Consider the following 14,074-nt stretch of genomic DNA (forward strand, 5'->3'; position numbering starts at 1 on the left):
AATTAAGGGACACGATCATGAAAAAAAACGATGTACTGTTCAAAATATTCTCGCAGAATCTCAGAAAAAATTTCGCGCGATTCCGATTAAAATTAACCTATCTAGGTGAAGATGTCGATGAGCAATTATATGTATGTCCAATTACTCTGAAATGCTATTCCGTTACAGGTATGAAAAGGCGTGAACTCACTATTGAACATGTACCTCCCGAGAAGCTAGGTGGAAAGGGTATTATACTGACATGTAAAGAGGCCAATAACACGGATGGGCACACCTCAGATAAGAAGCTGCTTAATTTTTTCAAAAATGAAAATTTCAAAAAAGGTCTTGGAAAACTCGATGTTAAGATTTCATCCGAACAACTTGGTTTTAATGGTGTTACTGGACAGTTCGCAATAAGCAAAAAAGGTGTAGAACCTCTATTGGAGATAGTTTCTTCAACGAAAAATATAGAAGTATTAAATTTTAAAGGTCTTTTTAAAAATTGGGACGGTGGGCAGTTTAATCTAAAATGGCATCAACAAACCAAGATTGACAAGCGGGCGCTGTTAAAGACTGCCTATCTTATCGCGTTTTCAAAAATTGGATATGAGTTGTTACTTGATAACACAGGATTCAAAATGAATACGTATGGTCGGCTGATTAAATATCTTCGATCCGAACAAACTCAGGAGGATTTTCCTGTGGTGTTTTTCGAGGCCCATGCACCATTGGTTAATTCAGAAATTGGAGTAGTTATTACGCCACTTGAGTACAAAGCATTATTTGTAAACCTTAGCTTTAAATTATCAAACGAATTTTACAGGTATGTAGTTTTTCTACCTCATCCAGATAGTTTTGATTTATCTCCCTTGAGATTGCTTAAAGAGGGAATTGCAAGCCAGCAATCAATTGACTTTCAGTTTTCAGAAATCAAAATGGATATTAGTTGCTAAAGTGCACAAACCAAAATATTCGATTAGACGCGAATATTTCATATTAAATCTATTTTTCTAAGTTTAGCAAATAGTAGAAGTTTTGGCAGACATCCCAAAACGAATTATAGTTGGAAATAATAGACTAACTGATTTAGTTTATATATTTACTCTTTAATGTGATTTTTACTAATTATTTTAGCACAAAACTTAAGCTACTGTACATAAATTTTGGGAACCAGTAATATTGATATCAAGCTTGACGAAGCACTAGCTAAATTAGGTATGTCGAAAGATGCTTCGGGAATGCGCTCTGTTGCCGAAAGATCACTTGAAACAGACCCTGACCTGTTTGTGGCATTGGAGTTGGCGAAGGATTTTGAAGTGACCTGTGTATATTTTCGTTTTTACAATGATGGACGGCCGCCCAAACCACAAATCTATATATTTGACAGAACGGGGCTAGAAGCCGAAAATGACGCCGTAATACACCACAAACTTTGGAATGCGGGGATTGTGCCTTTTTGTTTCATTTTCAAGGCATCAGAGATTCTTGTTTTCAACTGTGCGAAAAAGCCAAAATGGGATAATGAGGGTGAAAATTTTATAACCTCACCCCATGACGTTATAAATTTCTTGTCTTCAGTTCAAATTAAATTGGATTACTACAATGCGCGGCAATTCGACTCAGGGCTATTTTGGGATTCGGCAGGGGGCAAGCAATTCAAATATGAAGAGGGAGCCTATGAACAACTTCTCGTCCAATTAAAGAACGTAAAATCAAATATTATATCGAGAGTGGGAATTGAACACTCCGCTCTAGTGAAACGTATCCTAATGATGCTGATATTGATCAAGTATCTAGAAGAAAGGAAGGATGATGAAAATAAGGGAGCGCTGAATCCCGATGAATTCTATAAATCGTATAATGCAGAAAATCCTACGCTAGAGGGTATATTGGAAAACGCTGACGTGTTTGCTTCTGTACTACAGGAACTATCAAGTAAGGAGCATTTCAACGGACAAATTTTTCGTCTAGATGAAAAAGAACTGTTTACTTTGAAAGGCCATCTCGATCTCAGTGTATTTCAATATTTTGTTAGGGGAGACGTCTCAATTTTTTCGAAAGGAAGCGAAGGTATTGGCCAGATGAGCTTATGGAAGCTCTACCAGTTTAACTATCTTCCAATCGAATTGATCAGTCACATATATGAAGATTTTCTTGCTGACGAAAATGGACAAAAAAAGAAAGGTGTGGTTTATACGCCGCCTTATCTAGTACAGTTTCTAGTTGACCAATGCATGCCGTTAAAGAATCCTCAGGCAGATTTCAAAATTCTGGATCCCGCATGCGGTTCAGGGATTTTCCTTGTGGGTGCCTTTAAGCGTATGATACAGTGGTGGAGATTTCAGAACAATTGGCAAAAACCTAAAAAAGAGAATATTGAGGAATTAAAGCGAATTTTGCAGGATAATATATTTGGCTGTGATCTTGAAGATGAAGCTGTTACACTCTCTTATTTCAGCTTGGGACTTGCCCTGTTGGATTCCCTTTCTCCAAAAGAGATATGGAGAAATGTACATTTTGATAATCTAATAGGGACTAATCTTTTTCAAGGCGATTTTTTCCAAACCTTAACCGAAAATAAACTAGGAACCGACTTTAAGTTGGTAATTGGCAATCCACCATTTAATTCTGAGTTTACCGATTGGGCTGATAGTGTTAACCGCAGAGAAAAAGAAAATACAATTGGCCGTCCAGATGTGCCAGATAACCAAATAGCACTTTTATTTCTTGAGCAATCCTTTAAACTACTAACCGACCATGGAAAATGTTGTCTGATATTGCCATCTGGGCCTGTCTTATACAACACAAAGACTCACGATTTCAGAGCATATTTATTTAAACAATATTATTTCAAGTCAATTTTTGACTTTACACCTTTAAGGTCGAAATTATTCATAGGAAGCAGCTCAAGCGCAAAACCAGCAGTAGTATCAATATTTGCCGAAAAAACCGACCCATTAGCGAAAAATACGACTCACTACATTTTTCGTAGAACAAAGGCATCAGGTGAAAAAATTGATTTTGAACTCGACCATTACGATATACATAAGGTGTCTTTCAAGTCTGCTATCAAAAATTCGCGCACTTGGCAAGCGAATTTTATGGGTGGCGGAAGGCTTCACCGCTTTTTGGAAAAAATCTCCGAACTTAGGACACTTGGCGATTATCTAAATGATAAGGAGGAAAATCATAGCTGGAAAATAGCCGAAGGCTGGATAGAATCACCAACTGGAAAACCAATAAAAAAGCTCCAAGCTTTATTAAAAAAGGAAAATCCTAGCAGGAAGGATGAGAAAGAAATCTATGATCTTAAATCAAACCTAGAGGCTGACTGGATAACCGGAAAAAATTATGTGGAGACAAAAAATTTTACCGAGAATGGTATTGCCTCACTTGACATATGTAGCACACAATATTTTCTTCGAAACAGAAAAGGCAATAAAGAAATATTTCAGCCTCCACACATACTGATCAAGGAACAATCGGGCATTGCTTCGATTCCAATTGAATATAGAGAGGATTATCTTTCTTTCAGGAATGAAATTATCGGGATACATGCACCACCGGCTGACGCTCCCTTGTTAAAGAAAATCGAATCCAGATATCAAGAAAACCCTTCATATTCTGCCCTGCTATGGCTTCTCAGTGGAAGAATTATCACCACAAGGGAAGGTGTAGTTTTAAAAAACGATATTCTGTCCTTACCTTACCCAGAAGAGGAGATTGAATTCGACCCCATAGAAAAGATTTTGTTATCCGATATTTCGCTCTACTATTCAGAATTCAGAAAATCGGGAGAAAAAAGTATAGTGTTAGGGGATGTGGACGATAAGGAGTTAAATGTATTCGGAGAGCTATATTGTCGGATCCTTAATTCCATATATAAAAACTTCCGACCACTACCGCCGATCAAGGGAAATGCTTTTATAGCATATCCTTTCGTATTGGGTGATGAGCCTGAAATGGTAATACCTTATTCTATAGATGAAGTTGAACTTGAACTTGCCACGATCATGGATAGCCAACAGGGATATAATCTCTGGATAAAGAGGATTGTCAAGGTTTTTTATAAAAATATGATTTTTCTCTATAAACCCAATCAAAAAAGATATTGGCTTCCCTCTATAGCAGTTAGAGATGCTGATGAAACCTTTCTTGAGCTATATAACCAGGGAAAATAAATGAGAGAGGTAGCGACAAATACATATGGCACTTTAAGTAGTGCACCTGACAGCCTTATCGTCAATAGTATTTACGATTATCTTTCGTCTATTCTGACCTCATTCAAGGGAAAAGATTGTGAGAATGAAAACGCCATCACCAATAGACTGTGTAAAACCTTAAATTCCAGGAAGCCATCTGAGTATCCATTCTTCTTTCATCACCAAAACATTGAGAGTGAAAAGGAAAACACGTCTACAGATTTCGCGGTTTTTGGCACTTTCGCTTACGCAGTGGAAAATGACATCGAAGATGACGATTCACCGCCTCTCATAAAATTTGAAGCTAAAAGATTGAATTCCAAATTACCGAAAAGTAGAGAGAGGGAATATGTGTGCGGGGAATATAAAAATGGTATGTGTCTGAAAAACTCTGGAGGCATAGAACGGTTCAAGAATGGCCGTCATGGTGCAGATGTCAGCAATGCAGCGATAATTGGCTATCTGCAAAGTGATTCCGTAGAATTCTGGTTCACTAGGGTAAACAAATGGATAGAAGATCAGATTTCCACTTCTAGTGATAGCAGGTTAAAATGGGATGCAACTGATCTCCTTGTGTCCAATTCACTAGATAAACCTTTATCAAATTATATATCTACTTCGTCTCGCCTATCTGGAAGCAGGATTCGATTAAACCACTTTTGGATTGATTTCACAAATGAAAATTAAATTCACATTGCCTGTAAGTCACCAAACTGTAGATATTTTTCAAAGGCTTTTTATTAATTTAAAAGACTTTAAATGATTGCATTTTACCTCCTGAGGAGGTATGTATTATTTCTTCCCAAAAGTCATCTGATTTTGTCTTATCCGATTTATTAAACCATTTATCATAGAATGCTTTTATAGTTTGATGAGAGTATTGCCAGTCGTGGATCATCCTAGTGTCTCTAAACATTTTGGTAGCGAACTTAAGAGGAGCAAGTTTGCTGTCAGATGCTGGCCATTTTAACAATACTGCATCATCTTCCAGAAAAATTTCCCATTTATAGTCTATTCCATCGTCACCTTTTAACTCTAAATGAAATTGCTCACCTTTGTTTACTATTGCCTGGTATTCTAGCTTGTCAAGTTCATGAAATGTTTCAATGCAGTTCGCTATCTCGGCTGTGAACTGTGCGATTCCAATATTGTCATGGCTGGTTGGGTTAAGGACAAACTTACGATGATGATCCAACTGCTGGAATGCGACATAGTCAATTCCCGTTGCTTTTGCATATACAACGCATTGACTGATAAGTCCCTCAAGGTTCCGTGGCGCAAATTCATCGCTAAAGTGATAGCGCTTTGGAAGTAATTCTTTTGCGAATTTTTCTGCCTGTTTGCGTAATAAATTTCCCGCTAACTCAAATTCTTTCTTTTCAAAATTTGCTTTTGCTTTATCGATATAGGAATCAGACTTCTTAATGAAAGGAACCGATACCCTACCATTTGTCGACTCATACATTTCGTAAAATAACCAGTCACTAGCGTCATTTTTTTTGGCTTTGTGCTTTGCCAATTCAAAAAACATTCGATCATGAGTTAGAAGTATTTTTTGATAATCAGAAAATTCATCGAGGATAATTTCAAGCACAATATCTCTATTTGCCATGTCAAGACTAATAAGTAAGTCATCAAAAACCAATATTTTTGTTGCATCTGCGATATACTTTTGATCTATCACTGCAAACCGAACTGAAAGCGCAATCGCTGTAAGCCTAGCTTCGTTTAGAAACGATTGAGGTCTGTTGATATTAATCGGGCTTGCTGGGTTATTTCCATTTTCAAGCTCTACAGTTAAAATAATTTTAGGTTTTACTATCTTATGATTACGCCTTGTGGTGCTACCAGGTTCGAAGTCGTCATAAGTCGCTGGAGAATAATGAAAATTGATCTTTAAAGTTTGCTTAAACTTATTTTGAAGATATTCATTAGCGGTTTGAACTATCGAAAGCAGATATCGTTCAAGCTCTGAATTAAAAGCTGTAACCCTACTTTGGAAATCCTGATATTCATGGGTATGCATATTTGGTCTTGGATTAAGCCCGTTTTTAAGATATTCCCACCAATCAGATGCTTTATTGACCCCTGGGCTAACCTCCATAGGAAAATCAATGAACATTAAAACTTCCTTTTCGAACAACTTAAAGAGGTCTATTTGTTCCCGATTGCTAAAATCATATAATCTTGACAATATCCGGTAATTAACAAAATCACTTGCATGAGCAGCTTCCCTTACCAAGCTTCCAGATTTTGTATTGATTAATGTATATGATAGCTTCTTAGTCGTTGTTGTCCTTGTTTCATCTATAAACTCTAATATTAGAGAACTTTCCTCGCCAGGAGCGGCAAATCTATTAATGATGTTTTGATCACTTGTCGGATCGAAATATTTTTTGATATCACTGTCTACGGGCTTATAAACGCTATGTAAAAAGGTGTAGAGTGCCCAATAAACAGAGCTTTTTCCACTACCATTCTCCCCGTAAATTAGCAGGTTTTTAGAATCAATGTCTATTACGTTTTCACCAAGGAAAAACTTGAAATTGTTTAAAATGATTTTGTTGAGCGTTTTCATAAAAATTAATTTAGACTTTTGATTGGCATTACTATATCTTGAAGCCTGAGATCCATCAGTTTTAAATTGCCTCTAAGCGTACTTTCTTTTTTCCTAAAATTTTGATATGCTATATGTATGGTTTTTGCTTGAGCTTCTGGATTCGCAAAATCCTGGAAGGGAGAAAATTCGTTGAGAACATTTTCAATAATCGAAATATTCGCTTCCATGAACTCTTTTCCAAAATAAAGTTCAAGAACCATAGCATCAACAATTTCCTCAAATAGGCTTGCTAGGAAGCTATTCGGCACATAATTATCAACAACCACATTTGAAAGCGAATTATTTAGCGCCAGAATATAATCTACAACTATCACGACAGAGTTTTGAAGTCCAATATCTGCGACTGGTATAGGAATCTGAGATAAATACTCTTTCGAGAGGTTAACTGTCAGTCTTGACTCGTTTGTAAATTGATTGGTGTAATACCAGTTAACTAATTTGGAATTTAGAAGACCTAAAATAAATTTATATGAATAACCACTATCGGAACTTAAAATTAAGTTATTAATTGATTCCTTATTGTAACGCATTTTATTATCATAAGCAGCTTTCAATGGTCGACTACCTCCGGTGATTCTCTGTATGAGGATTTTTTCTGGAACTTCAAACACTTCCCTACTCCTCGCTCGATGTAACAACTTAGAGTTATAATTTAAATACCTGTGTACAGGTTTGATGAAATATGAACTAATATCTTTCCCTTCTAAAAAGGGTTTCCACCCGTCTATTTCAACACTACTTACTACCTCATCTTTATTTTTTGTTATTACTACACCAAAAATCATCTCTTTACATACTGATCCTAACGGAATTTTTCCCTCCTCAATAGCTTCAATTAGTTTTGCCTTTTTACTGTCAATATTTGTAGCAATTACATAGTTCCTATCAACTAACGAGCGCTGTACTATAATATTGGTGTTATTCTTTTCTTTGTTTATTACGGTAATCTCATGATGCGAATTAGCTATTCTCTTTTGTGCAACAATTACAACTGCCGTTGTAACAGCATCGTCAAACACAGCACCCCCTAAATCCACTATAGTATCAATTTGATATTTATCTATTAATAATTTTCTGGAATCTCCATATGATGTCACTCTCAGTAAGGTGTTTGGAATAATGAAAGAAAAGTCACCATTTTTCCTCATCAAATCAAAACTACGTTCAATAAATAAAGTGAATAAGTTAACTTTTCCGCCACCTGTAATATATCTTTCTTTAAAAAATTTTTTGTCAATTTCAGAAATCCCTTCATTGCCTCCAAATACATATGGAGGATTTCCAATTATTACATCGAAACCTGAAAAGGTCCCATCATCATTTAAAATATCAGGAAATTCTATGCGCCATTCGAAAGCATCAGTATAAACTTTGTTACTTCTGATATTCTCAATTTCCAGTACGAGATTATCGATTGAAGTTTGGAGTTTATCGAATTGTTGCTTCACGTCGGATTTTTTCGATTTTGAAAATAAATCTCCGATTTCGACTGTGTTCTCCAGATTCGCCCTTCTGCCACGAAGTCTAGATAATCTTTTTATGCGTGGATCTCGGTTGAATATTTCAGAAGCGTAATCTTTCTTAACCAGTTCTATAAATTCCTCTAGCGCCTCTTTTTCTTCCTTACCGACGGCATGATAATAGTTATGAAAAGCTTCACGGTAAGCAGCAAGTGAGTATCTACCTTGCATTGCAGTCTCTAATTCTTCGGTTAGGGGTAAGCGATTAATTAGAGAGTTACCACATTTGATATTGATGTCAATATTTGGAAGTGTCTCTAACTCTGTAAAATTGGATACTTCCGTATAATATGTGTTTTTTAACAATTCTATCCAAAGGCGAAGCCGACAAATCTTTACTGAATTTTGATTAATGTCAACTCCAAACAAGCAGTTTTCTATCACATTTTGTTTTTCGTGAAACAGTGTTTTTTGCACTCGTTGAGTTTCTGAATGCACAGTAGTTCCAGTGATTTTGTAATCAAAGATTTCGGTATTGTCATTATAAGTTACAATGAGTTCGTCATTTTCTACTTTAACATCATAGCCAGTTAGCCGTACACCATTTTCATCTGCAAGAATTCCTAAATCTGCTTTGATTGCGATAATTTCATTCAAAGCTGAAACCAAAAAGTGACCAGATCCTACAGCCGGGTCGCAAATCTTAATTTCATTTACTATCCTATTAAATTCTAGGATATCGGTTGTTTTAAATTTAGAAGCAACAAAGTTTTTCAGATCTTCAAATTTACCGCAATCTATGAGATATGCTTTATTAAACTTCTTGATGACCGCATTTCTGATTGTTTCTTTGCATATATACATCGTGACAAATCCAGGAGTAAAAAATGAACCGTCTTTATATCCATTAATCTTTTCAAAAATTAATCCTAATACTGATGCATTAATCAAGTTTTTATTCTTCTTCCTGTATTTCTTCCGAGCCTTCTGAAGAAAAATCGTAAGAATCCAGAAATTCAAATAAATACTGGATCGTGAGAATTTCGCCTTTCTTTTTAATGCCTCTGTTATCCTTAAGGATAGTTGTTGGCATAATCTCAAGAAATGCTGTGTTACTCAATGCGCCGACATCAATCGTTTCCTCTTCCAAATATGTTCTTTCAAATAGTGTGCTATTCAGATAAGGTACTTTTGTAAATTTTTCGGTGACATGACTGCGGCGTTTCGTTCTTTTTTCCGCTAACACCTGAAAGAATAGCATATTTAAATCTCCGTAATCAAAAATATGATTGCTGTTTAGAAACTTGTAACTGTCGTCCTTATGATGATATTTATAAAGCTGAGCTTCAAGAAGTTTTATAAACAATATCCTATTAATCCACGTTATTGTAAGCTCAAGAGCAATATTATATAACTGCTCGCCATTGGTGAGTCCAAATTGCTTAAGATTGTCAAGTTTCTTTAGACTCCCCCTATCTTCAAGCTGTACAATTGTGTTTTCAAGAAGTGATGCAACCGAAGGCTTCAGTTTACGTTTTATTAATTTTCTTCCCCCTTCTTTTCTTTCTTCGAGGCCGATAATGTGCAATAACTCTGTATAAAATTTTCTGTCTAATGTGTTGCTGTCATTTGCAAAAGACTGCTTTAGAAGATTTGTCGGTGATAGAAATTTGTATAAAGCAATTAACTGCCTGTCATTTGCAATTGTTTTGCTCTTAGATTTTAAATTGAAGTTCCTTAGATCAAAGTATGTGCATTCACATTTTTCCGTTAAATTATCAAGGTGGTTTTTTGCGTAGCCTTCATAAAACGATCGCGTGTCCTTTCCGCTCAGTTTCCATGATTCAAAATCTTTTCTTAATTTTTGGCTTCGATAGATGTTATCTTCAAACCAATTTTCATCAAAAATAAACCATTCATATATATTGGTAATTACAAGGTGCTTTATATCCAGGTTTTTATGATCAATCCTTTCACGTAAATAGTATAATACAAGTTCGTGAAATGCCTTAACATTAAAACGAGAAGTATTGACCATCTCCGTTTTATTATTTGGATGCTTGATTTCTAAAATTACACCGACACTGTCTTTTGTGCTTTTTCCATTATGAATTACAAGATCGCTTTTTCCCTTAGTATTTATGTCATTAGTATTTTTATACCATGTATCTTTCAGAAAATCAGAAAGCACGTTTTTCAAATGTTCCTCCGACTCGTTTTCATTAATACGATTAAACAGAATTTCTAAATTTGTTTTGAAAGCATCTATTTCAAAACGGTTGACTTTCTCCTTTAGATATGCCTTATTTATGGTCTTTCTAGGGCTATTTAATATTAGATTCATATAGGATTTTGGTCAACAAATAGAAATTTCAATTACAATATTGCGATCATTCATTATAACATATTCTCACAATAATATTCAAAAATAGCCAAAAATCATGGTTTAGATTTGATGTTGCCAAATTTTCTTTGTCGAATCTGCTTTTTTGATATGGAAAATTTTCATCACTTACTATAAATGGTGTCGTGGATTCAATAAGTTATAGTATATATTTACTAGCCAAAAAACTATTTGAAATTTCTACCGGCATGGAACAAATTCTTCGGTTCTTCTTCCCTAGCCTCAGTACGTTTGTTTTGTGATGGATAGGGTGCTGTTTTTTCATCTCCACGGGCTGAGGTCAAAACTGGAAGCTCATCAACCTCCCGTTGCACCAACTTGCCAAGCATCTTGGTAAAATCAAAACATTTGCTCACGATTACATGTACGACTTGTCCCTCGCGCTGCAGACGGCCTTCGACCATTAGCAGTCTTGAATGCAGGATTTCCTTGCGGTAAGTTTCAAACAATTTTTCAAATACTACTAAATTACAATATCCGCTTTCGTCCTCAATAGTGATAAAGCATACACCGCCCGCTGTTCCGGGACGCTGGCGAACCAATACTAACCCAGCTACTTTCACCAGCTGACCATCTGTCGAATCATTGTTAATGTGATGGCAAGTTCTGATGTTGAGCATATCGAGCTGCGAGCGAACAAAACTTACCGGATGTGCTTTTAGAGAAAGTCCTGTAGTTGCGTAATCTTGAACGACATGCTCTCCCTTGCCCATTAATGGAAGTTCAACCTGCGTTTCCAATACGCTTTCAGACGGTTGACCCTTGAATAGTTCCTCCGGCATATCTTTTAAGGCAGAAACTTCCCAAAGTGCCTTTCGCCTATCCATTCCCATCGAACGAAACGCATCTGCATCTGCCAACCGCTCCAGGGTGGCAATCGATATTCCTGAATCCCTGATTTCGGTAATACTTCGATACCCATTAGCTCTTCCATTAACCAAAATGTCCATATCATCGGCCCTTATCCCGCTTATCTGCCGAAATCCCAAGCGCAGCGCAAAATACTTCCCTGATTTTTCTTCGAGTTTGTTGTCCCAAAAGGAATGGTTGACGTCAACTTCGCGAACTTGAACCGAATGCTTCCGCGCATCAATAACGATTTGTGCCGGCTGGTAAAAGCCCATCGGCATACTATTTAGCAATGCGGCAGCGAAAACGTCAGGATAGTAATGTTTAAGCCAACAGGATACATAAACGAGGAGGGCAAAACTGGCAGCATGGCTTTCGGGAAATCCATAACTCCCAAACCCTTCCAGCTGCCTGAATATCCTTTTTGCAAATTCCTCTGTATATCCCTTGTTCATCATTCCGTCGATGAGTTTTTGCTCATACTGGTTCACCATTCCCTTAAACTTAAATGTTGCCATGCTGCGACGCAGCCCATCGGCCTCAGCAGGGGTAAAGCCCGCCGCTACTATGGCAATCTTCATCGCCTGTTCCTGAAACAGCGGAACGCCCAACGTGCGTCCAAGAATCTTTTCCAGTTCCGGCGACGGGTAAACTACAGGTTCCTCACCGCTGCGCCTGCGCAAATAAGGATGAACCATATCTCCCTGGATTGGGCCGGGGCGAACGATCGCGACCTCTATCACCAGATCGTAGAATTCTCTTGGCTTAAGCCTTGGGAGCATAGACATCTGTGCCCGGCTTTCGATCTGGAATACGCCAAGGGTGTCGGCCAGGCAGATCATGTCGTAGACTTCCGAATCATCCTGCGGTATGTTTGCCAAGGTATACTGCACCCCGTAATGATCTCTGCAAAGATCAAAAGCCTTTCGGATACAAGTCAGCATCCCAAGTGCAAGCACGTCAACTTTTAAAAAGCCGAGCGCGTCAATATCATCCTTGTTCCATTCGATATTTGTTCTGTCCGCCATCCTTGCATTTAGGATTGGGCACAGATCGGTAAGTTTTCCCTGCGTAACTACAAATCCCCCTGTGTGCTGCCCAAGCTGGCGAGGGAAGCCCATCATCTGAGCTGTAAGTTCCAGCGTCTTCTTTAAATGCGGGTCATCGGGATTTAGTCCCTGCTCGGTCACCCGTTTTCCTTCGAACCATTCATCGGTAAATTCCCAGATCGAAGTCGATAGGCGATTGATTGTGTCAACAGATAGTCCCATAGCCTTTCCTACATCCCGGATCGCTCCTTTCTGGTGTTGCTGGGTAACCGTGGCAACTATAGCTGCACGGTCACGGCCATACTTAGTATAGATATATTGAATGATTTCCTCTCGTCTTTCATGTTCGAAGTCTACATCAATATCCGGCGGTTCGTTTCGTGCCGGTGAGATGAAACGCTCAAATAGCAAATCAAACTTCATCGGATTGACAGATGTGATTCCCAGTACGAAGCAGATTGCAGAATTAGCTGCCGAGCCCCGTCCCTGGCAGAGAATCCCACGGGATCTGGCCTCACGAACAATATCCTCAACAAAAAGGAAATAATTCGCATAATCCATCTGCCTTACAAAAGCCATTTCATGATGGATCATGTTGACAACCTTTTCCGGGATCTCTTCGCCATAAAATTCATTAGCGCCTTTCCACGTTAAAAATTCGAGCTCTTCCATTGGGGTGCGTCCGCTTGGGTTGATTTCTTCTGGGTAGACATATCTTAGCTCGTCCAGAGAAAAATTGCAAGCTTCGGAAATGACCATCGAATTGTGGATTGCGCTTGGATATTTTCTGAAAAGTCTGTCCATCTCTGCCACCTCTTTCATGTACCGCTCAGCATTTTGATGCAATCGGAATCCTGCTTCCTGAATGGTACATTTCTCCCTAACACAGGTCAGTACATCCTGAAGTTCTCTTCGTGAAGGATTGTGATAGTGGATGTCGCCTGTTGCGACTACCGGTATTTCGTAAAATTTGGAAAGCTGTGAAGTTCTAAATATCAGCTTATCATCGTTTCCCAGATAAGATCTTGTCGCCGCAAGGTAAAGCTGACCACCTAAAGCTTCGCGATATTCTGCAACTGAGGCGATAAAGCTAGCCTCATATTCAAAGCGGCGGTTCAAAGCGCCCGGCATTACAAGGGCAAAGATGGTCCCTTTGCTGTGGGCGTAAACATCCGCACGTGAGATATGGCAGCTGCCCTTTTCCGCACGCATATTGCCCAATGTCAATAGTGCGGACAACCTGCCATAAGCTTCCCTGTCCGTTGGATAGGCGAGCAGGCTCGGTCCATCCAGCAGATCCAGCCTGCAGGCGGGAATTAGTTTTATGTTTTTCTCACGGCAGGCAGCATGCGCACGTACGATTCCGGCAAGTGTATTCCTGTCGGTTATGGCTAATTTTTTATAACCGAAGATTTCGGCCTGTTCAACCAGTTCTTGCGCATGCGAAGCGCCACGCAAAAAGCTGAAGTTTGAGGTAATCTGTAATTCACTGTAAGCCATAACCCATC

General features: G+C 38.1%; 7 protein-coding genes. 3 read left to right on the forward strand and 4 right to left on the reverse strand.

What is annotated here, in order from left to right; genetic code table 11:
• Window positions 1-17 precede the first annotated feature (17 nt).
• The 3 genes from ACZZZW_RS06720 (at window position 18) to ACZZZW_RS06730 (ending at window position 4,871) form a co-directional block, all read left to right on the forward strand.
• On the forward strand, window positions 18-935 hold the full coding sequence (locus tag ACZZZW_RS06720; RefSeq protein WP_463492627.1) for a hypothetical protein: 918 nt from the start codon (window positions 18-20) through the stop codon (window positions 933-935).
• Between the two features lie 210 nt (window positions 936-1,145).
• Window positions 1,146-4,163, forward strand: coding sequence for an HsdM family class I SAM-dependent methyltransferase (locus ACZZZW_RS06725; protein ID WP_463492628.1), 3,018 nt, complete (start codon window positions 1,146-1,148; stop codon window positions 4,161-4,163).
• Window positions 4,164-4,871 carry a hypothetical protein gene (locus ACZZZW_RS06730; RefSeq protein ID WP_463492629.1) on the forward strand — a complete coding sequence of 236 codons (708 nt, stop codon included), beginning with the start codon at window positions 4,164-4,166 and terminating at the stop codon, window positions 4,869-4,871.
• Between the two features lie 58 nt (window positions 4,872-4,929).
• Here ACZZZW_RS06730 and ACZZZW_RS06735 read toward each other — a convergent pair whose 3' ends face one another.
• The 4 genes from ACZZZW_RS06735 to ACZZZW_RS06750 all read right to left on the reverse strand — a co-directional run bounded on the left by ACZZZW_RS06735 (window position 4,930) and on the right by ACZZZW_RS06750 (window position 14,066).
• Window positions 4,930-6,762 (reverse strand): AAA family ATPase, encoded by a 1,833-nt coding sequence (locus ACZZZW_RS06735; RefSeq protein WP_463492630.1) that lies wholly within the window; start codon window positions 6,760-6,762, stop codon window positions 4,930-4,932.
• Window positions 6,763-6,767: 5 nt separating this feature from the next.
• Complete coding sequence (locus tag ACZZZW_RS06740; protein ID WP_463492631.1) at window positions 6,768-9,215, reverse strand: Eco57I restriction-modification methylase domain-containing protein; 2,448 nt, start codon at window positions 9,213-9,215, stop codon at window positions 6,768-6,770.
• 4 nt (window positions 9,216-9,219) lie between these two features.
• Complete coding sequence (locus ACZZZW_RS06745; protein ID WP_463492632.1) at window positions 9,220-10,608, reverse strand: DUF7149 domain-containing protein; 1,389 nt, start codon at window positions 10,606-10,608, stop codon at window positions 9,220-9,222.
• A 227-nt stretch (window positions 10,609-10,835) separates the two neighbouring features.
• Window positions 10,836-14,066 carry an error-prone DNA polymerase gene (locus tag ACZZZW_RS06750; protein WP_463492633.1) on the reverse strand — a complete coding sequence of 1,077 codons (3,231 nt, stop codon included), beginning with the start codon at window positions 14,064-14,066 and terminating at the stop codon, window positions 10,836-10,838.
• Between the last annotated feature and the right edge of the window lie 8 nt (window positions 14,067-14,074).

The organism is Pedobacter sp. AC379 (assembly GCF_979258145.1).

Coding starts and splice junctions, on each gene's coding strand:
- ACZZZW_RS06720 (WP_463492627.1), top strand. CDS start 18: ATGAAAAAAAACGATGTACTGTTCAAAATATTCTCGCAGAATCTCAGA.
- ACZZZW_RS06730 (WP_463492629.1), top strand. CDS start 4,164: ATGAGAGAGGTAGCGACAAATACATATGGCACTTTAAGTAGTGCACCT.
- ACZZZW_RS06735 (WP_463492630.1), bottom strand. CDS start 6,762: ATGAAAACGCTCAACAAAATCATTTTAAACAATTTCAAGTTTTTCCTT.
- ACZZZW_RS06745 (WP_463492632.1), bottom strand. CDS start 10,608: ATGAATCTAATATTAAATAGCCCTAGAAAGACCATAAATAAGGCATAT.
- ACZZZW_RS06750 (WP_463492633.1), bottom strand. CDS start 14,066: ATGGCTTACAGTGAATTACAGATTACCTCAAACTTCAGCTTTTTGCGT.